Here is a 20323-nt window from a genome sequence, read left to right as displayed (position 1 = left end):
CGATCACACTTTCGTGGGACCTGCGAGAGAGCGTGCCCTGTGGCTGACGTACCTGCCGATCTTGCCGCAGTGTGGCCACGCGTACTGGAGCAGCTCCTCGGAGAGGGCCGCGGACAGGGTGTGGAGACGAAGGACGAGCACTGGATCCGGCGCTGCCAGCCGCTGGCGCTGGTCGCGGACACCGCCCTGCTCGCCGTGCCGAACGAATTCGCGAAGGGCGTACTGGAGGGCCGTCTCGCACCGGTCGTCAGCGAGACGCTGAGCCGTGAGTGCGGCCGCCCCATCCGCATCGCGATCACCGTGGACGACTCCGCGGGCGAGCCGCCGGCCCCGGCCGCGCCGCCCGCCCAGCAGCCGTCCCCGCCGCGCTACGAGGAGCCGGAGCTGCCCTCCGGTCCGTCGTCGTACGAGGGCTACGGCCGCCACCGCGCGGACCAGCACCCGGGCGGCGAGCCGGCGTCGCGCGCCGACCAGCTGCCCGCCGTGCGGCCCGCCTACCCCTCCGAGTACCAGCGCCCCGAACCCGGGGCCTGGCCGCGCGGCGGACAGGACGAGTACGGCTGGCAGCAGCAGCGGCTCGGCTTCCCCGAGCGCGACCCGTACGCCTCGCCGTCCTCCCAGGACCCCTACGGCCAGCCGGCCCACGACTACCGCACCCAGGGCATGGACCGCCCGTCGTACGACCAGCAGCGCGGGGAGTACGAGCCGTCCCGCCCGGACCGCGACACACCGCGCTCCGAGTACGGCAAGCCGCGTCCCGAGTACGACCGTTCCGACTACGACCGCGCGGACTACGACTCCCCGCGCACCGAGTACGACCAGCGCGACCCCGTCCGCCGGGAGCCGCCCGAGCGGCCGATGGGCGGCGACGCGGGGCACCGCGGCGGGCCCGGACGGCCGGACGGCGCCCCCACGGGCGCGCCCGGGCCGCTGGGCGCGAAGCCCGCGCCCGCGAGCGGGCCCGGGGAGCCGACGGCACGGCTGAACCCGAAGTACCTCTTCGACACGTTCGTCATCGGCGCGTCCAACCGGTTCGCGCACGCGGCCGCGGTGGCGGTCGCCGAGGCGCCGGCGAAGGCGTACAACCCCCTGTTCATCTACGGGGAGTCCGGGCTCGGCAAGACCCATCTGCTGCACGCCATCGGGCACTACGCGCGCAGTCTCTACCCGGGCACGCGCGTGCGCTACGTCAGCTCGGAGGAGTTCACGAACGAGTTCATCAACTCTATCCGTGACGGCAAGGGCGACAGTTTCCGCAAGCGCTACCGCGAGATGGACATCCTGCTCGTCGACGACATCCAGTTCCTCGCGGACAAGGAGTCGACGCAGGAGGAGTTCTTCCACACCTTCAACACGCTCCACAACGCCAACAAGCAGATCGTGCTGTCCAGCGACCGGCCGCCCAAGCAGCTGGTCACGCTTGAGGACCGGCTGCGCAACCGCTTCGAGTGGGGCCTGATCACCGACGTGCAGCCGCCCGAGCTGGAGACGCGGATCGCGATCCTGCGCAAGAAGGCGGTCCAGGAGCAGCTCAACGCGCCGCCGGAGGTGCTGGAATTCATCGCGTCCCGGATCTCGCGCAACATCCGCGAGCTGGAGGGCGCGCTGATCCGGGTGACGGCGTTCGCCTCGCTCAACCGGCAGCCGGTGGACCTGGGGCTCACCGAGATCGTGCTCAAGGACCTGATCCCTGGCGGGGAGGACTCCGCGCCCGAGATCACGGCCACGGCGATCATGGCGGCCACGGCGGACTACTTCGGGCTGACCGTGGAGGACCTGTGCGGGACCTCCCGGGGCAGGGCGCTGGTGACCGCCCGGCAGATCGCGATGTACCTGTGCCGGGAGCTGACGGACCTGTCGCTGCCGAAGATCGGGGCGCAGTTCGGGGGCCGGGACCACACGACGGTCATGCACGCCGACCGGAAGATCCGGGCCCTGATGGCGGAGCGGCGGTCCATCTACAACCAGGTGACCGAGCTGACCAACCGCATCAAGAACGGCTAGCGCCGGGCCTGACCGGCTTTCGAGGGCGTCTCCGGGACGGTTGTCCTGGGGGCGCCCTTCGGCATGTACGGGCACGTTCCGCGGGCTCCTGGCGCCCGTGTGCGCCCGGCCCGTTCCACGAAGCGCCCGGCCCCGTCCCGCGCGCTCCCGGTGCCGTCCACGGCCCCGGTGCCGTTTCCGCGGGGCTGGGTGCCGTTCCGCGGGTCTCCGGTTCCGTCGTCGGACGGGAGCGCGGACCCCGATCCGGACCCCGATTGGACCCCGATCGGAGCCGGCGGGGAGCGCTCGCGGCCGAGCGCACGGCCGCGGCCGGTGGATCCGGCACCGGTCTCTGTTCGAATTCAGGACCGGGTTACGGCCTGTCTCCACAGATTCGGCGACTTTCTTCCGTCCACATCCTGGGGACTGGGAAGTTGTCCCGAGGTGTGTCCACAGGGAGGCTGGGGGTTGTGCATCCACGCAGCTCAGGTGGCTGTGGAATCGTGGACAAAAGAGATCCACAGGCTGTGGACGAAGCGGGAATCCACAGGCTGTGCAGAAAGTTGTCCACCGGCAACCCACAGGCTGGGGGCGGTTGTCCCCAGTCTGCCGCCGCTTCTCCACATGGCTGTCCACTGTTCGGCAACCCGACCCGCCCTCTCACCGCGTCGAGTGAAAGGCGTCACACGAAGCTGCCGGGTTGGGGTGTGGGAAACCTGGGTATTCCTGGGGACACAGCTGGGGAGAACTGCCCTCAGCCTGTGGGCGGCGTGTGCAGAACTTTCCGTTCTCCACAGCGAGCCCCGGTTTTCCACCGCCTCCACCCACAGGACCGGTGGACAAAAAACCCGCGCTGAGCTGGGCAAACGTGGTTATCCACGGTATCCACAGGCCCTACTACTACTCCCGACTAGAGAGAGCTCGGCAATCGTTTCGAAGCGGGGCCTGTGCACAACTCGCCGTCTCGGGCCCGGCTGCCTCCCGGAGCGACTTGACCCCGACGGGCACCTGCTGTCACCGCGGTGCGTCAGACTGGTCCCCGGTGTTCTGCCCTTCGCAGTGGGCGGTGACACCGAGTCGGAGGACTCAGAAGCAACAAGCAGGAGGCGGCTTACGGTGAAGATCCGGGTGGAACGCGACGTACTCGCGGAGGCAGTGGCCTGGGCGGCACGCAGCCTCCCGGCCCGTCCGCCGGCGCCTGTCCTCGCCGGCCTGCTGCTGAAGGCCGAGGACGGCCAGCTGAGCCTGTCGAGCTTCGACTACGAGGTGTCCGCTCGGGTGAGCGTCGACGCCGAGGTCGAGGAGGACGGCACCGTCCTGGTCTCCGGCCGACTGCTCGCCGACATCTCCCGCGCGCTCCCCAACCGGCCGGTGGAGATTTCCACAGACGGTGTACGGGCGACCGTGGTCTGTGGATCGTCCCGGTTCACGCTGCACACCCTCCCGGTGGAGGAGTACCCGGCGCTGCCGCAGATGCCGAACGCGACCGGCACCGTCCCGGGCGAGGTCTTCGCGGCCGCCGTCTCCCAGGTGGCCATCGCCGCCGGCCGCGACGACACGCTGCCCGTGCTCACCGGTGTGCGCATCGAGATCGAGGGCGACACCGTCACGCTGGCCTCCACCGACCGCTACCGGTTCGCCGTCCGCGAGTTCCTGTGGAAGCCGGAGAACCCGGACGCGTCCGCGGTCGCCCTGGTGCCCGCGAAGACGCTGCTGGACACCGCGAAGTCGCTGGGCGCCGGGGACAGCGTGACGCTGGCCCTGTCGGGCTCCGGCGCCGGTGAGGGCCTGATCGGTTTCGAGGGCGCGGGCCGGCGCACGACCACGCGGCTCCTCGAGGGCGACCTGCCGAAGTACCGGACGCTGTTCCCGACCGAGTTCAACTCGGTCGCGGTGATCGAGACGGCGCCGTTCGTCGAGGCCGTCAAGCGTGTGGCGCTGGTGGCCGAGCGGAACACCCCGGTGCGGCTGAGCTTCGAGCAGGGCGTGCTGATCCTGGAGGCCGGTTCCAGCGACGACGCACAGGCTGTGGAGCGCGTCGACGCGCAGCTGGAGGGCGACGACATCTCGATCGCCTTCAACCCGACGTTCCTGCTGGACGGCCTGAGCGCGATCGACTCCCCGGTGGCGCAGCTGTCGTTCACCACCTCCACGAAGCCGGCGCTGCTCAGCGGCAAGCCGGCGGTGGACGCGGAGGCCGACGAGGCGTACAAGTACCTGATCATGCCGGTGCGGCTCAGCGGCTGACGTTTTCCACAGCTGTGCACAGTGCCGGGCGCGTCCTGTGGGCGCCCGGCACCGTGGCCGGCGGGGGCGTCACAGCCCGCAGCCGGGCGGCCGGAACCGCCGTCGCCGGATGAGCGCCTGAGCCCACAGCTGTGCGCCGAAGGGTCGGTTTAGGCTCTGGGCGGCACCTCCCGTGCCCCTCACGCCACCAGCGACCCTAAGGAACACAACTGATGGAGCTCGGTCTCGTCGGCCTCGGCAAGATGGGCGGCAACATGCGCGAGCGGATCCGCCGCGCGGGCCACACCGTCATCGGATACGACCGCAACCCCGACCTCGCGGACGTCCACAGCCTGGAAGAGCTGGTGGGCAAGCTCAGCGGCCCGCGGGTGGTCTGGGTGATGGTCCCGGCCGGTGCGCCCACCCAGTCGACCATCGACCAGCTGGCCGAGCTGCTGGAGCCGGGCGACGTGGTCGTGGACGGCGGCAACTCCCGCTGGACGGACGACGAGAAGCACGCCGAGGAGCTGGCCGCCAAGGGCATAGGCTTCGTGGACTGCGGCGTCTCCGGCGGCGTCTGGGGCCTGGAGAACGGGTACGCGCTGATGTACGGCGGCGACGCCGAGCACGTCGCCCGGGTGCAGCCGGTCTTCGACGCGCTCAAGCCGGAGGGCGACTTCGGTTCGGTGCACGCCGGCAAGGTCGGCGCGGGCCATTTCGCGAAGATGGTCCACAACGGCATCGAGTACGCCATGATGCAGGCCTACGCCGAGGGCTGGGAGCTGCTGGAGAAGGTCGACTCCGTCACGGACGTGCGTGAGGTCTTCCGCTCCTGGCAGGAGGGCACCGTCATCCGCTCCTGGCTGCTCGACCTCGCGGTCAACGCGCTGGACGAGGACGAGCACCTGGACGACCTGCGCGGTTACGCCCAGGACTCCGGTGAGGGACGCTGGACCGTGGAGGCCGCGATCGACAACGCGGTGCCGCTGCCCGCGATCACCGCATCGCTGTTCGCCCGGTTCGCCTCCCGCCAGGAGGACTCGCCGCAGATGAAGATGATCGCCGCGCTGCGCAACCAGTTCGGCGGTCACGCCGTAGAGAAGAAGTCCTGAAAGAAGCAGGGAGGAGGTCGGCGCACGGTCATGCACGTCACGCATCTTTCGCTCGCCGACTTCCGCTCGTACGCCCGGGCCGAGGTGCCGCTCGACCCGGGCGTCACCGCCTTCGTCGGGCCCAACGGGCAGGGCAAGACCAATCTGGTCGAGGCGGTCGGCTATCTGGCGACGCTCGGCAGCCACCGCGTCGCGACGGACGCGCCGCTGGTGCGGATGGGCGCCGAACGGGCCGTGATCCGGGCGCAGGTCCGGCAGGGCGACCGGCAGCAGCTGATCGAACTGGAGCTGAACCCGGGCCGGGCCAACCGCGCCCGCATCAACCGGTCGCCGCAGGGCAGGCCCCGTGACGTGCTGGGCATCGTACGGACCGTGCTGTTCGCGCCCGAGGACCTCGCCCTGGTGAAGGGCGATCCCGGCGAGCGGCGCAGGTTCCTCGACGAGCTGATCACCGCGCGCTCGCCGCGGATGGCGGGCGTGCGCTCCGACTACGAGCGGGTGCTCAAGCAGCGCAACACGCTGCTGAAGTCCGCCGCGCTGGCCCGGCGGCACGGCGGGCGCTCCATGGACCTGTCCACGCTGGACGTCTGGGACCAGCACCTGGCTCGCGCCGGTGCCGAACTGCTCGCCCAGCGGCTCGACCTGATCGGCGCGCTGCGGCCGCTGGCCGACAAGGCCTACGAGCAGCTGGCCCCCGGCGGCGGTCCGCTCGCGCTGGAGTACAAGCCGTCCGCGCCCGGCGAGGCCCACAACCGGGAGGATCTGTACGCGCAACTGCTGGCCGCCCTGGCCGAGGCGCGCAAGCAGGAGATCGAGCGGGGCGTCACCCTGGTCGGCCCGCACCGCGACGACCTGCTCCTCAAACTCGGCGAGCTGCCCGCCAAGGGGTACGCCTCGCACGGCGAGTCCTGGTCGTACGCCCTCGCGCTGCGCCTGGCCTCCTACGACCTGTTGCGCGCCGAGGGCAACGAGCCGGTGCTCGTCCTGGACGACGTCTTCGCCGAGCTGGACGCCCGCCGCCGGGAGCGGCTGGCCGAGCTGGTGGCGCCCGGCGAGCAGGTGCTGGTCACCGCCGCGGTGGACGACGACGTACCGCATGTGCTGACCGGTGCGCGCTACGCCGTCTCCGGCGGGACGGTGGAACGCGTATGAGCGCCGAGCAGCACCCGCCCCGGAAGAACGCCGAGCCCTCCGGTGTCGACCTCGCGCGCGTGGCGCTGCGCGCGGCGAAGGAGCAGGCCCGCGCGCGCGGTGACGCGGCGCGGCAGAAGAAGCAGGCCCGGCGGGGCGGTGGCCTGCGGTCCGGGGCGCGCGCCGACGGCCGCGACCCGATGGCGCTCGGCGCCGCGATCAACCGGCTGATCACCGAGCGCGGCTGGGAGACCCCGGCCGCCGTGGGCGGGGTGATGGGCCGCTGGCCGCAGATCGTCGGCGAGGACCTGGCCAAGCACTGTGTGCCGCAGCGGTACGACGAGGACGAGCGGGTGCTCACGGTGGGCTGCGACTCCACGGCCTGGGCGACCCAGCTGCGGCTGCTCGCGCCGGCGCTGGTCGCCCGGCTCAACCAGGACCTCGGTCATGGCGCGGTCCGGCTGATCAAGGTGCACGGCCCCGGCGGGCAGGCCCGCCGCTACGGCCCGCTGCGGGCCCCGGGAAGCACCGGGCCTGGCGATACCTACGGGTGACGCGCGGGTGACGTACCTCACGTCACCCGGCTCTTCGCACCCCCTTTTTCCTGCGGGTTCGCCGTCCGTGGGACCTTCCGCACACAAGTACGAGCGGCGTACTGACCCTGGAGTAGCCAAGGGTTGACGGCCCGAAGCTCTGAGTGCCGCTGTGAAGCTCTTGGAGCCCCCATCCGCATATCGGGACCCGGCCGAGACCGGTTCAGGGCGGCACATGGGGACTCAGGTACCGGCAAACCCCCATCGATGTCAGCGCTACCGGTAGACTGGAAGCCAATCCCGCCCCAACGTGGGGACCGCCCGGGAAAAGCTGAGCAACGCTGATCAAGGCTTACCAACGCAACATGCCGCAGCCGCTCCGGCAACCTGCCGACGAGCCCGGCTCGTGCTGTGCCAGAAAGGGCGCTTCGTGGCCGATTCCGGCAACCCCAACGAGAACATCCCGTCCACCGACGCCGGCGTGAGCGCCGAGGCCACCGCCTCGGCGGCCTCCTACGACGCCAGCGCCATCACCGTGCTCGAAGGGCTGGACGCGGTCCGCAAGCGGCCCGGCATGTACATCGGCTCCACGGGCGAGCGCGGCCTGCACCACCTGGTGCAGGAGGTCGTCGACAACTCGGTCGACGAGGCGCTGGCGGGCTACGCGGACACCATCGACGTGACGATCCTCGCCGACGGCGGCGTCCGCGTCGTCGACAACGGCCGTGGCATCCCGGTCGGCATCGTGCCCTCCGAGGGCAAGCCGGCCGTCGAGGTCGTGCTGACCGTGCTGCACGCGGGCGGCAAGTTCGGCGGCGGCGGCTACGCCGTCTCCGGCGGTCTGCACGGCGTCGGCGTGTCCGTCGTGAACGCCCTGTCCACCAAGGTCTCCGTCGAGGTGAAGACCGACGGCTACCGGTGGACCCAGGAGTACAAGATGGGTGTGCCGACCGCCCCGCTGGCCCGGCACGAGGCCACCGAGGAGACCGGCACGTCGGTGACCTTCTGGGCCGACCCGGAGATCTTCGAGACCACCGAGTACTCCTTCGAGACGCTGTCGCGGCGCTTCCAGGAGATGGCCTTCCTCAACAAGGGCCTGATCATCCGGCTCACCGACGAGCGCGAGTCGGCGAAGGCCACCAGCGGCGCGGACGAGGCGGGCGCGGACGAGAAGGCCGAGGTCAAGTCGGTCACGTACCACTACGAGGGCGGCATCGTCGACTTCGTGAAGTACCTCAACGCCCGCAAGGGCGAGGTGGTGCACCCCACGATCATCGACCTGGAGGCGGAGGACAAGGACAAGAGCCTGTCCCTCGAGGTCGCCCTGCAGTGGAACAGCGGCTACAGCGAGGGCGTGTACTCGTTCGCCAACATCATCCACACCCATGAGGGCGGCACCCACGAAGAGGGCTTCCGGGCCGCGCTGACGTCGCTGATCAACAAGTACGCGCGCGACAAGAAGCTGCTGCGCGACAAGGACGACAACCTCACCGGTGACGACATCCGCGAGGGTCTGACCGCGATCATCTCGGTCAAGCTCAGCGAGCCGCAGTTCGAGGGCCAGACCAAGACCAAGCTGGGCAACACGGAGGCCAAGACCTTCGTGCAGAAGGCGGTCTACGAGCACCTCAACGACTGGCTGGACCGCAACCCGAACGAGGCCGCGGACATCATCCGCAAGGGCATCCAGGCGGCCACCGCGCGCGTCGCGGCCCGCAAGGCGCGCGACCTCACCCGCCGCAAGGGCCTGCTGGAGACCGCGTCGCTGCCGGGCAAGCTGGCCGACTGCCAGTCCAACGACCCGGCCAAGTGCGAGATCTTCATCGTCGAGGGTGACTCCGCCGGCGGCTCGGCCAAGTCCGGCCGCAACCCGCAGTACCAGGCGATCCTCCCGATCCGCGGCAAGATCCTGAACGTGGAGAAGGCCCGGATCGACAAGATCCTGCAGAACCAGGAGATCCAGGCGCTGATCTCCGCCTTCGGCACCGGTGTGCACGAGGACTTCGACATCGAGAAGCTCCGCTATCACAAGATCATCCTGATGGCGGACGCCGACGTCGACGGCCAGCACATCAGCACCCTGCTGCTGACCTTCCTGTTCCGCTTCATGCGGCCGCTGGTCGAGGCCGGGCACGTGTACCTCTCCCGCCCGCCGCTCTACAAGATCAAGTGGGGCCGGGACGACGTCGAGTACGCGTACTCGGACCGCGAGCGCGACGCGCTGATCGAGATGGGGCGCCAGCGCGGCAAGCGCGTCCGCGAGGACTCCATCCAGCGCTTCAAGGGCCTCGGCGAGATGAACGCCGAGGAGCTGCGCGTGACCACCATGGACCAGGAGCACCGCGTGCTCGGCCAGGTCACCCTGGACGACGCCGCCCAGGCCGACGACCTGTTCTCGGTGCTGATGGGCGAGGACGTCGAGGCGCGCCGCCAGTTCATCCAGCGCAATGCCAAGGACGTCCGCTTCCTCGACATCTGAGTCGGTCTCAGCTGACCGCACCAGGAAGGATCTTCACCAGCAATGGCCGACGAGAACACCCCAGTCACTCCGGAAGAGGGCGGCGAGCTCGCCATGCGTGTCGAGCCCGTCGGGCTCGAGACCGAGATGCAGCGCTCGTACCTGGACTACGCGATGTCCGTCATCGTGTCCCGTGCGCTGCCCGACGTCCGGGACGGCCTCAAGCCCGTCCACCGGCGCGTGCTCTACGCGATGTACGACGGCGGCTACCGCCCCGAGCGCGGCTTCTACAAGTGCGCCCGTGTCGTCGGTGACGTCATGGGCAACTACCACCCGCACGGCGACTCCTCCATCTACGACGCCCTGGTGCGCCTCGCCCAGCCGTGGTCGATGCGGATGCCGCTGGTGGACTCCAACGGCAACTTCGGCTCCCCGGGCAACGACCCCGCGGCGGCGATGCGCTACACCGAGTGCAAGATGGCGCCGCTGTCGATGGAGATGGTCCGCGACATCGACGAGGAGACCGTCGACTTCACGGACAACTACGACGGCCGCTCCCAGGAGCCGACCGTCCTGCCGTCCCGCTTTCCGAACCTGCTGATCAACGGCTCGGCCGGCATCGCGGTCGGCATGGCGACCAACATCCCGCCGCACAACCTGCGCGAGGTCGCGGCCGGCGCCCAGTGGTACCTGGAGAACCCCGACGCCTCGCACGAGGAGCTGCTGGACGCGCTCATGGAGCGCATCAAGGGCCCCGACTTCCCCACCGGCGCACTGGTGGTGGGCCGCAAGGGCATCGAGGAGGCGTACCGCACCGGGCGCGGCTCGATCACGATGCGCGCGGTGGTCGAGGTCGAGGAGATCCACGGCCGCCAGTGCCTGGTGGTGACCGAGCTGCCGTACCAGGTGAACCCGGACAACCTGGCGCAGAAGATCGCCGACCTGGTGAAGGACGGCAAGATCGGCGGCATCGCGGACGTCCGCGACGAGACGTCCTCGCGCACCGGTCAGCGGCTGGTCATCGTCCTCAAGCGGGACGCGGTCGCCAAGGTCGTGCTGAACAACCTGTACAAGCACACCGACCTCCAGACGAACTTCGGCGCCAACATGCTGGCGCTGGTCGACGGCGTGCCGCGCACGCTGTCCCTGGACGCGTTCATCCGGCACTGGGTGACGCACCAGATCGAGGTCATCGTGCGCCGGACCCGGTTCCGGCTGCGCAAGGCCGAGGAGCGCGCGCACATCCTGCGCGGTCTGCTGAAGGCGCTGGACGCGATCGACGAGGTCATCGCGCTGATCCGGCGCAGCGAGACCGTCGATGTCGCGCGCACGGGCCTGATGGGCCTGCTGGAGATCGACGAGATCCAGGCGAACGCCATCCTCGAGATGCAGCTGCGGCGCCTGGCGGCCCTGGAGCGGCAGAAGATCGTCCAGGAGCACGACGAGCTCCAGGCGAAGATCAACGAGTACAACGAGATCCTGGCCTCCCCGGTGCGCCAGCGCGGCATCGTCAGCGAGGAGCTGACCGCGATCGTCGAGAAGTACGGCGACGACCGCAAGACCAAGCTGATCCCGTACGAGGGCGACATGTCCATCGAGGACCTGATCGCCGAGGAGGACATCGTCGTCACCGTCTCCCGCGGCGGTTACGTCAAGCGGACCAAGACGGACGACTACCGGGCGCAGAAGCGCGGCGGCAAGGGCGTGCGCGGCACGAAGCTGAAGGAAGACGACATCGTCGACCACTTCTTCGTCTCCACCACGCACCACTGGCTGCTGTTCTTCACCAACAAGGGCCGGGTGTACCGGGCGAAGGCGTACGAGCTGCCCGAGGCCGGCCGCGAGGCGCGCGGTCAGCACGTGGCGAACCTGCTGGCCTTCCAGCCTGACGAGGCGATCGCCGAGATCCTCGCCATCCGGGACTACGAGGCGGCGCCGTACCTGGTGCTGGCCACCAAGTCCGGTCTGGTCAAGAAGACGCCTCTGAAGGATTACGATTCGCCCCGCTCCGGCGGCGTGATCGCGATCAATCTGCGGGAGCGCGAGGACGGCGGCGACGACGAGCTGATCGGCGCCGAGCTGGTCTCCGCCGACGACGACCTGCTGCTGATCAGCAAGAAGGCGCAGTCGATCCGGTTCACCGCCACGGACGAGTCCCTTCGCCCGATGGGCCGCGCCACCTCCGGCGTCAAGGGGATGAGTTTCCGCGAGGGCGACGAGCTTCTCTCGATGAATGTGGTGCGACCCGGTACGTTCGTGTTCACTGCCACGGACGGTGGGTACGCGAAGCGGACCGCCGTGGACGAGTACCGCGTCCAGGGCCGCGGTGGCCTCGGTATCAAGGCCGCCAAGATCGTGGAGGACCGCGGTTCGCTCGTCGGGGCGCTGGTCGTGGAGGAGACCGACGAGATCCTCGCGATCACCCTGTCCGGCGGTGTGATTCGCACGCGAGTCAACGAGGTCAGGGAGACGGGCCGTGACACCATGGGCGTCCAACTGATCAACCTGGGCAAGCGCGATGCCGTGGTCGGCATCGCACGTAACGCCGAGGCGGGGCGCGAGGCGGAGGAGGTCGACGGCGACGACGCCGCCGACATCGCCGCCGAGGACGTCCAGGCCACCGGCACGGACGAGGGTGAGGCGCCCTCGGCCGAGTAGGCACGAGGAGTGAGTCATCGTGAGCGGAGCCACGGGCGCCGGATCGGCCGGTACCTCCACGGGTACGGAGACGGACGGCGGCGGCCGTGGCTCCGCCGCGCACGGGGCGGGCGGGGAAACCGACCCGCACACGACCAACCTGAAGCCGGTGCGGGCGTCCGCGGCGGACACCTCCGGCTCGTCTTCACCCCAGGGGGGAACTGTGACGGACACCCGTGGCCCGGCCTCGGCCGGTGAGGCGCAGTCGTCGTCTCCGCTCCCCGGGGAGCGGCGCCACGAGCAGGCGGGCGGGCCGTACCACCCGCCGCAGGCCTACCCGGCGCAGGCGCCGGCCGGTGCGGTACGGCGGCCGCGCACCGGGGTGCGCACGGCACCGCGCACCCGCAAGGCGCGGCTGCGGGTGGCCAAGGCCGATCCGTGGTCGGTGATGAAGGTGAGCTTCCTGCTCTCCATCGCGCTCGGCATCTGCACCATCGTCGCCTCGGCGGTGCTGTGGATGGTCATGGACGCGATGGGCGTGTTCTCCACCGTCGGCGGGACGATCTCGGAGGCGACCGGCGCGAACGAGGCCAGCGGCTTCGACCTCCAGTCGTTCCTGTCGCTCCCCCACGTCCTGATCTTCACGACGATCATCGCCGCGATCGACGTGGTCCTGGCCACCGCCCTCGCGACCCTCGGCGCCTTCATCTACAACCTCTCCGCGGGCTTCGTGGGCGGCGTCGAACTGACCCTCGCCGAGGACGAGTGAGGGCCCGGCGACAACCGATTTTGGGACTGACGTGGTCGTGCGCTAATCTTCAGGAGTCAGCGCGCGGGACACACACCGCAAAGCGCGGCGGGGCTATAGCTCAGTTGGTTAGAGCGCATCCCTGATAAGGATGAGGCCACAGGTTCAAATCCTGTTAGCCCCACCAGCTGGAAAACCCCCGGTCCGACAGGACCGGGGGTTTTCTCGTTCTCGATACCGGGGGAGCTTGTGGACATCGTCGAACGCGAGCCGGCCGGGCCGTGGGAGGGGTTCCTGGCCGCTCCCGCGCGGGGTGCCGACGCCGGGGTGCTGGTGCTGGCCGGCTCCAGCGGGCGGATCGAGCGGGAGCGGGCGCGGCTGCTCGCCCGGCAGGGGATCGCCGCCCTGGCGATCCGCTGGTTCGGGGGGAAGGGGCAGCCGCCGGGGATCTGCGAGGTCCCGCTGGAGACGTTCACCGCGGGGGTCGGTTTCCTGCGGGACGGCGGGGCGCGGCGGATCGGCGTGCTCGGGCTGTCCAAGGGGGCCGAGGCCGCGCTGCTCACGGCGGTGCGCGAGCCGCGCGTGGACGTGGTCGTCGCGATGTCGCCCACCTCGCTGGTGTGGTGCAACGTCGGGCCCGGCCGGGACGGCGCCGATCGCCCGTACCGGTCGTCGTGGACCTGGCGGGGGCGGCCGCTGCCCTTCGTGCCCATGGACGACTCCTGGACACCGGCCGGGCCGGCGGGCGGGCCCGTCGCCATCCGCGGCTGGTACGAGCGCAGCGAGCGGACCTTCGCCGAGCGGCTCGTGGCGGCGGCGATCCCCGTGGAGACGGCCCGCGCGGACCTGCTCCTGGTGGCGGGCGGCGACGACGAGCTGTGGCCGTCGCTGCCCCACGCCGAGCGGCTGGCCGAGCGCCGGCGCGCGGCGGGCGGCACGGTCCGGCTGATCGCCCGTGCCGACGCCGGACACCGGCCCCTGCTGCCGGGCGAGAGCCTCCCCCCGCCGTCCCCGCGCTTTCGGCACGGCGGCACGCCCGAGGCCGACGCGCTGCTCGGCGAGGCGGCCTGGCCGCACATCCTGGACGCGCTGCGCGGCTGAGGCGCCCTACTTCGTCACCTCCGCGGACTCGTAGGCCGCGGAGCCCGGGGACAGGCAGGTGAACCAGTTCGCGGTGGGGAAGTCGCGGACGGACCTGATCACGGCGTCGACGGGGCGCACCGGGGTGTTGTCGGGGGCGCGCTCGGCCACGGTGGTGGAGCCGTCCTTCCAGTGGCAGGTGACCTGTCGTGCCGTCTTGGCCACCATGCCGACGACCAGGCGCGACGAGCCCCCGTCGGTGAGGGGCTGGGGGAAGACGCGGATCTCGTCCCCCGTCAGGCGGGGCAGCCGCGCGACGGTGTCGGAGGTCACCAGCCGGCGGTCGGCCGTGCCGAACGAGCGGATGACGAAGTAACTCGTCCTGCCGATCAGGTCGGACGGGCTGCCCGAGGTCACCGGGGTGAGGCCCCAGTCCGCCATGGCCTTCATCTGCCGGACGGCCTCGGCGCGGTCGCGGGGGGCCGGCCACACGCGCAGGCCCACGGCCCACGGCATGCCCTGCTCGGTGCCGTAGCCCACCGTCGTGTCCACCGGCTCGTACACCAGGTGCCCGGGAGTCCAGGGCGAGCGCGCCGGGGAGGCCGCCTCGCGGGTGACGCCGGGCAGGCCGGTCGCCGCCAGCGTCCCGGTGCCGCCCGCCAGCACCGCCGCCGCGACCGCGCCCGCCGCCCACCGCCGGGTCCGGCGCCGGCGCCCCGCCCGTACGACCGCCGCGACGGGTGCCGCGCCGGTCTCGAACTCCTCGGCCGTGTCCGCGAGGAGGAGGGTGATCCTGTCCCGCGTCCTGTCGTCGTGGTCCGTCATGACCGTTCCTTCCGCGTAACCGTGTCGGCCAGCACCGGTGCGACGCGCAGCTTCGCCATCCCCTTGGCCGTGTTGCTCTTGACCGTGCCGACCGAGCACCCCATCGCCTGGGCGGTCTGGGTCTCCGTCAGGTCCTCCCAGTAGCGCAGGACCACCGCCTGGCGCTGCCGGGCGGGCAGTTGGGCGAGCGCCCGCAGCAGCACGTCGCGGTCGACGGCCTGGACGATCCGGTCGCCGCGGTCGGCCTCCTCGTGCACCAGCGACAGGTCGTCCTTCGGTGCGAGGAACTCCTTGAGCCGGCGCCGGTGGCGGCGGGCGTGCAGATTGATCATCACGCGCCGGACATAGGCGTCCGGGTCGTCGGCCGTGCCGACCCTGCGCCAGGCGGTGTAGACCCGCTCCAGCGTCGACTGGGCCAGATCCTCGGCCGCGTGGCGCTCCCCCGACAGGAGAAACGCCGTACGCAGCAGCCGCGGCCAGCGGGCGGCCATGAATCTGCCGAACTCTTCGTCCCGGTCCTGTTTGCCGTCTGCCATGGACACCTCCTGAACACACCTGAAGGAGTCCACGAGCCCGGCGGTTCGTTGCCTCACCGCCCGGGCCGGGGCGGGGACCACTGGCTCCAAGGCATGAGAAAAGGCCCGATCGCTGGCGACGGGGGATGCACCAGCGATCGGGCTATGGCCAAGGGTAACAAGATTGACGGCGTCGTGGGGCCAAGTCGGCGAGGAATCGGGGAAGTTGGCCGATCAGTCGCCGCACGGCGGGTCGTAGTCGAGGCGGGGGAGGTACTCCTGCCACTTGGCGGGGGTGAGGACGCCCCGGGTGACCGAGCAGATGTGGTCGATGGCCGTGTCGGCGTCCAGGTCCCACAGGCGGACCGTGTCGGGACCGCTGGAGACGCCGAGGACCCGGCTGCCCGGGCTGAAGGCCAGGAACGTGCCGGTCTTGGCGTTGGGCGTCATCGACTGGCCGATCGGCCGCGCCGCGGTGGGCACGGTGACGTTCCACAGCCGGACCGTGTTGTCGTCGCCGCCGCTGGCCAGCGTGTGTCCGGTCGTGTCGAACGTCAGCGAGGTGACCGCCTCGGTGTGGCCGGTGAGCGGATCGCCCAGCGGGATCGTCGCGGCGGGGTCGGTGACGTTCCACAGCCGGACCGTGTCGTCGTCGCTGCCGCTGGCCAGGGTGTGCCCGTCGGGGCTGTAGGCGAGGGCGTTGACGGGCCCCGAGTGCCGGGTGAGCGGGGCGCCGAGCTGCTTCGGCCGCGCCGGGTCGGTGACGTTCCACAGCCGGATGTCGCTGTCCGCGCTGCCGCTGGCCAGGGTGTGTCCGTCGGGGCTGAAGGCCAGGGCGTTGATGTAGCCGTGGTGGCCGGCGACCGGGTCGCCGAGCGGCTTGGGCCGGGCGGGGTCGGTGACGTTCCACAACCGGATGGTGCGGTCGTCGTTGGCGGTGGCCAGGGTGCGCCCGTCCGGGCTGTAGGCCAGCGCGTTGGGGCCCATGAAGCGGGTCCGCAGCCGCAGCGGCGGGCCGGGCAGGATCGGGTGGGCCGGGTCGGAGACGTTCCACAGGTACACCTTCTGCTCGCTCGTGAGCACGGCGAGGGAGCGCCCGTTCGGCGAGAACAGCAGGGTGCTCGCGCCGCTCCCGCGGGCGAACGGCCGGCCCAGCGGCACCGGGCGGCCGGGCCGTGCCACGTTCCACAGCCGCAGCCGGCCGTCGCGCGCGGTCGTGGCCAGCAGCCGTCCGCCCGGGCCGAACGCCGCGCTGCGGCCGATCATGTCGGACGTCGGGATCGACCACAGGCGCACCTTGGCGTCGCCGCTGCCGGTGGCGAGGGTGCGTCCGTCGGGGCTGAAGCCCAGCGCGTACATCTCCCCGCTGCTGCCCGCGAGGGGCTCGCCGATCTGCGAGGGGGAGCCGGGGTCGCTGACGTTCCACAGGCTGGCCGTGCTGTCCGCGCTCGCGGCGGCGAGCCGTCCGCCGTCGGGGCTGAACGACACGGACCAGACGGGGCCGGTGTGCCCGGTCAGGGGCGCGCCGAGCGGTGCCGGGTGCGCCGGGTCGGTCAGGTTCCACAGCCGTACGGTGTCGTCCGCGCTGCCGCTGGCTAGGGTGCGCCCGTCGGGGCTGAAGGCGACCGAGTGCACGATGTCCGTGTGGCCGCGCAGCACGTCGCGGACCAAGTGGGGCCGGCGCGGGTCGGTGACGTTCCACAGCCGGATCGTGTCGTCGTCCGAGCCCGCCGCGAGGGTGTGCCCGTCCGGGCTGAAGGCGACGCTGCGCACCGCCGCCGTGTGCCCGGTCAGCGGGTCGCCGAGCGGGGCGGACCGGGCCGGGTCGGCGACGTTCCACAGCCGTACGGTGCCGTCCTCGCCGGCCGAGGCGAGGGTACGGCCGTCGGGGCTGAAGGCGACCAGGTAGATGGTGCCCTCGTGCCCGGTGAGCGGGGCGCCGAGCGGCTTGGGCCGGGCGGGGTCGGTGACGTTCCACAGCCGGATCGTGCCGTCGTCGCCCGCGCTGGCCAGGGTGTGCCCGTCCGGGCTGAACACCGCGCTGCTCACCCAGCTGCCGTGTCCGGTCAGCGGACGGCCGAGCGGCTCGGGCCGGGTCGGGTCGGCGACGTTCCACAGCCGTACGGTCCGGTCGTAGCTGGCCGTGGCCAGGGTGTGGCCGTCGGGGCTGAAGGAGGTGAGGTAGACGGCGCCGGTGTGGCCGGACAGCGGGGTGGCCAGCGGCGCGTTCACGATCGAGATCAGCCTGCTGTACGTGCCCTCGTCGTCGGGGCGCAGATGGTGGGCGACCAGGTCCAGCTGGGCGGCCAGCGAGGGGTCGGTGTGCTGCACCCGGTCCGCCTCCGCGAGCACCTGTTCGAACACGGCGTCGTCCCGCTGCTGCCAGGCGATCACCGCCGAGCCGCCCGCGACCAGCGCCAGCACCACCAGTGCGGCCACCGCCGCCCGGCTGAGCCACACCGTGCGCTTGCGCAGCCGTACCGAGGCGGCCAGGAACTCCACCGCGCTGCGGGTCAGATAGGTGTCGCCCGCCGACCGCGCCCAGGCGCGGGCCTGCTCCAGGCGCGAGCCCCGGTACAGCAGCGAGCTGTCCCGGTCCGAGTCCTCCCAGGCCCGGCCGTCCTCCTCCAGCCGCTGGCGCAGCAGATGGTCGTTGCGGTTGTCGTCGATCCAGTGGCGCAGCCGGGGCCAGGCGTGCAGCAGCGCCTCGTGGGTGATCTCCACGGTGTCCGCGTCCAGCGTCACCAGCCGGGCGCGGACCAGCGCCTCCAGGGACTCCTCCGTCTTGCCGGGGTCCGCCGACTCCTGGGCCAGTTGCCGCCGGGTGCCGCGCCGGCGCGTGGCCACGGTGTCCTCGCCGAGCCGGACCAGCCGCAGCAGCAGCAGCCGGGCGGCCGTGCGGGCGGCGGGGTCGAGGCCCGACCAGGCGCGCTCGGCGGTCGCCGCGACCGCGCCCTGGATGCCGCCCGCCGCCCGGTAGCCGGCCAGCGTCAGCCTCCCGGCCTTGCGGCGCTGCCAGGTGGCCAGCAGGGCGTGCGAGAGCAGCGGGAGCACGCCCGCGTCGTGCGCCCCGCGCGGGCCGTCGGCGCTCACCTCGCGCACGATCAGCTCGGCCAGCCCGGGTTCCAGCTCCAGGCCCACCGCCTTGGCCGGCCCGGTCACCGCGTCCCGAAGCTCCCCGCTGGTCAGCGGGGAGAGGACCATGTGCCGGTGCTGGAGCGCGTCGGCGAGTTCCGGGTAGCCGAGGCACTGCTCGTAGAAGTCGGCGCGGATGCCGAGGACGACCAGGACGGGCGCGGGCCCGGCCGCGCCGAGGGGCGGGGTGCAGCAGGCGTGCAGGAGCTGGACGAAGGTACGGCGGTCCGCCTCGTCCGGGCAGAGGGTGAACGCCTCCTCGAACTGGTCCACGATGACGACCGGCCGGACCCCCGGCGCCGCCTCCCGGGCCGCCCACGCCGTGACCGCCTCCCGTGCCGCCCGGACGATGCGGGGCGCGTCGCCGCCCGCCCCCGGGTTCTCCCCGGCCTCCTGGCGGGCCGCCGCCGCCCGCTCGGCCGCGCGCGCCTCGGCGGCCACGGGGGCGAGGTCGGGGATGCTGCGCACCAGTTCGGCGAGCGGATCCGCGCCGGGCACCAGCTGGACGACGGGCGTCGGCTGCCCGGCCGCGCAGTCCGGGCGCGGGGCGGGCCCGGGGTCGGCCAGGGCGCCGGCCCCGATCGCGGGCACCAGGCCGGCGTTCAGCAGGGAGGACTTGCCCGCCCCGGAGGCGCCGACCAGCATCACCAGGCCGCCGGTGCGGCCCGCGGTGCGCAGCTGGGCGATGAGCGCGTTCGTGCTCCGCTCCCGGCCGAAGAACCAGCGGGCGTCCTCCCGCCGGTACGAGGCGAGGCCCCGGTACGGGCACACGCCGCCGGCGACGGGCGGGGCCTGGGCGGGCGGCCGTCCGTTCTCCTCGGCGGGCGAGGCGGACGGCGCGGCGCGGTCACCGACCGGGTCGGCCAGCGCGCGCTCCCACTGCCGCTGCCAGTGGGCGAGGTCGTACAGGCCCGCGGAGACCGGCTGGGGGCGGGTGCGCCGGGCCTCCGGGATGAGGATCTGGAGCACCGCCGCGAGCGCGGTGAACTGGGCGGGCACGTTCTTGGCACGGCGCCAGTCGCTGATCCGCTGCGCGGACACCCGCACCGGACGGCCGCGTTCGTCCACCCGCTGGAGCCGGCCGACCGCTTCGGCGACGCTCTTCAGGGGAGGGTTTCCGGCCTCCTTGTAGAGCAGCGCGAGCCGTTCGGCGAAAGCTGTGCGTGCCCCTGAGTCGGAACCCAAGGCCCCACCCCTCACTTCCCCCCGCCTGTGGACGTCCGGACCGGAAAACTCACCTTATACGCCTGACCTGCAAAGAAGCCGTGCTCCGGAGGTCAAGACCTCCTCCTTGGGGACGACAGATGGCAGGATCGCAACCCCGGTAGCGAAACCGTCACACACCGTCCGGACAGGCCAACGGCCCGGCGCCCGGAGAGACACCTCATGGCGTTGCACATTTTTCGGCCGACTTCCATCGACAGCCGCGAACTGACCGCAAGCCGTCATCCGAGCCCGTACGAACCCGACCGATCCCGGCCCACCTCACTCTGATTGCTTCGATCCGTGCCATCACGCCGACACGGTGCGGATCGACGTCCCGCACCGCCCGGCACCGGTCCCCACGAGGGGAGGGACCGGTGCCGGCGGGCGGGGATCCTCCCGTGCGGCACACCTGTCGCCTGACGGGCGGTCAAGTCGTCGCCGGGCCCTCGGCGGGCACGGCGGGTTGAGCGCCCGGCTCGCCGGGCAGTGACGTCCTGGAACGTGCTCGCCCAGGCTGGAGGGACGTATGAAGGTCACCGTGGACCGCTCCGCGTGTTACGGCTCCGCCGAGTGCGCCCACCGGGCGCCGGCCGTGTTCGGTTTCGAGGACGGCTACGGCTTCGTACGGCCCGGCCAGGAGGAGACCGCCGAGGACCCACGGGTGCGCGAGGCGGCCGAACGGTGCCCCTCGCAGGCGATCCTGCTGAGCGAGTAGCACCGGGCGGCCCGTCTCA

Annotated in this window: 13 protein-coding genes and 1 tRNA gene; 11 read left to right on the top strand and 3 right to left on the bottom strand. The window is 71.7% G+C overall.

The genetic code is table 11. The features are described from left to right. Positions 1–39: 39 nt before the first annotated feature. From dnaA to BLW85_RS19870, 10 genes are all read left to right on the top strand, one after another. The gene (gene dnaA, locus BLW85_RS19920; protein ID WP_074992761.1) at positions 40–2004 is read left to right on the top strand and encodes a chromosomal replication initiator protein DnaA; all 1965 of its coding nucleotides are present in this window, start codon (positions 40–42) and stop codon (positions 2002–2004) included. A gap of 1095 nt (positions 2005–3099) precedes the next feature. Continuing rightward, a complete protein-coding gene (dnaN, locus tag BLW85_RS19910; RefSeq protein WP_070028856.1) occupies positions 3100–4230 on the top strand; it encodes a DNA polymerase III subunit beta in 1131 nt (376 codons plus the stop codon). Positions 4231–4442: 212 nt separating this feature from the next. Continuing rightward, positions 4443–5321, top strand: coding sequence for a phosphogluconate dehydrogenase (NAD(+)-dependent, decarboxylating) (gene gnd / locus BLW85_RS19905; protein WP_070028857.1), 879 nt, complete (start codon positions 4443–4445; stop codon positions 5319–5321). Positions 5322–5351: 30 nt separating this feature from the next. After that, on the top strand, positions 5352–6473 hold the full coding sequence (recF, locus tag BLW85_RS19900) for a DNA replication/repair protein RecF (RefSeq protein WP_074992759.1): 1122 nt from the start codon (positions 5352–5354) through the stop codon (positions 6471–6473). Then, entirely contained in the window at positions 6470–7006 is a 537-nt protein-coding gene (locus BLW85_RS19895; protein WP_070028859.1) for a DciA family protein, read from the top strand. Before recF ends, BLW85_RS19895 begins: the two co-directional genes overlap by 4 nt. Positions 7007–7391: 385 nt before the next feature. Further along, positions 7392–9464: a DNA topoisomerase (ATP-hydrolyzing) subunit B gene (gene gyrB / locus BLW85_RS19890; RefSeq protein WP_070028860.1), complete on the top strand. Its 2073-nt coding sequence runs from the start codon at positions 7392–7394 to the stop codon at positions 9462–9464. Positions 9465–9506: 42 nt separating this feature from the next. Beyond that, on the top strand, positions 9507–12101 hold the full coding sequence (gyrA, locus tag BLW85_RS19885) for a DNA gyrase subunit A (RefSeq protein WP_070028861.1): 2595 nt from the start codon (positions 9507–9509) through the stop codon (positions 12099–12101). A gap of 19 nt (positions 12102–12120) precedes the next feature. Then, positions 12121–12849 (top strand): DUF3566 domain-containing protein, encoded by a 729-nt coding sequence (locus BLW85_RS19880; RefSeq protein ID WP_070028862.1) that lies wholly within the window; start codon positions 12121–12123, stop codon positions 12847–12849. 89 nt (positions 12850–12938) lie between these two features. Beyond that, positions 12939–13015: transfer RNA gene (locus BLW85_RS19875), tRNA-Ile, on the top strand. 62 nt (positions 13016–13077) lie between these two features. Then, positions 13078–13929, top strand: coding sequence for an acyl-CoA thioester hydrolase/BAAT C-terminal domain-containing protein (locus BLW85_RS19870; protein ID WP_074992758.1), 852 nt, complete (start codon positions 13078–13080; stop codon positions 13927–13929). A 6-nt stretch (positions 13930–13935) separates the two neighbouring features. Here the strand turns inward: BLW85_RS19870 and BLW85_RS19865 are convergent, their stop codons facing one another. From BLW85_RS19865 to BLW85_RS19855, 3 genes are all read right to left on the bottom strand, one after another. Beyond that, positions 13936–14733 (bottom strand): hypothetical protein, encoded by a 798-nt coding sequence (locus BLW85_RS19865; RefSeq protein WP_070028880.1) that lies wholly within the window; start codon positions 14731–14733, stop codon positions 13936–13938. Further along, a complete protein-coding gene (locus tag BLW85_RS19860) occupies positions 14730–15269 on the bottom strand; it encodes a SigE family RNA polymerase sigma factor (RefSeq protein ID WP_074992757.1) in 540 nt (179 codons plus the stop codon). The genes BLW85_RS19865 and BLW85_RS19860 overlap by 4 nt, the downstream gene beginning before the upstream one ends. Positions 15270–15482: 213 nt before the next feature. Then, complete coding sequence (locus BLW85_RS19855) at positions 15483–19568, bottom strand: WD40 repeat domain-containing protein (RefSeq protein ID WP_074992756.1); 4086 nt, start codon at positions 19566–19568, stop codon at positions 15483–15485. A gap of 547 nt (positions 19569–20115) precedes the next feature. On the opposite strand from BLW85_RS19855, the gene BLW85_RS19850 reads away from it, so the two are divergent. Then, on the top strand, positions 20116–20304 hold the full coding sequence (locus BLW85_RS19850; protein WP_070028894.1) for a ferredoxin: 189 nt from the start codon (positions 20116–20118) through the stop codon (positions 20302–20304). Positions 20305–20323 lie beyond the last annotated feature (19 nt).

The sequence above is a fragment of the Streptomyces misionensis genome (assembly GCF_900104815.1).
Lineage (GTDB): Bacteria > Actinomycetota > Actinomycetes > Streptomycetales > Streptomycetaceae > Streptomyces > Streptomyces misionensis.
Note: the sequence above shows the minus strand (reverse complement) of the source record. Positions and strands in the feature narration are given on the sequence as shown.

Excerpts from the sequence above, each read along its gene's own strand:
- gnd (WP_070028857.1), top strand. The coding sequence starts at position 4,443 with ATGGAGCTCGGTCTCGTCGGCCTCGGCAAGATGGGCGGCAACATGCGC.
- recF (WP_074992759.1), top strand. The coding sequence starts at position 5,352 with ATGCACGTCACGCATCTTTCGCTCGCCGACTTCCGCTCGTACGCCCGG.
- BLW85_RS19895 (WP_070028859.1), top strand. The coding sequence starts at position 6,470 with ATGAGCGCCGAGCAGCACCCGCCCCGGAAGAACGCCGAGCCCTCCGGT.
- gyrA (WP_070028861.1), top strand. The coding sequence starts at position 9,507 with ATGGCCGACGAGAACACCCCAGTCACTCCGGAAGAGGGCGGCGAGCTC.
- BLW85_RS19865 (WP_070028880.1), bottom strand. The coding sequence starts at position 14,733 with ATGACGGACCACGACGACAGGACGCGGGACAGGATCACCCTCCTCCTC.
- BLW85_RS19860 (WP_074992757.1), bottom strand. The coding sequence starts at position 15,269 with ATGGCAGACGGCAAACAGGACCGGGACGAAGAGTTCGGCAGATTCATG.
- BLW85_RS19850 (WP_070028894.1), top strand. The coding sequence starts at position 20,116 with ATGAAGGTCACCGTGGACCGCTCCGCGTGTTACGGCTCCGCCGAGTGC.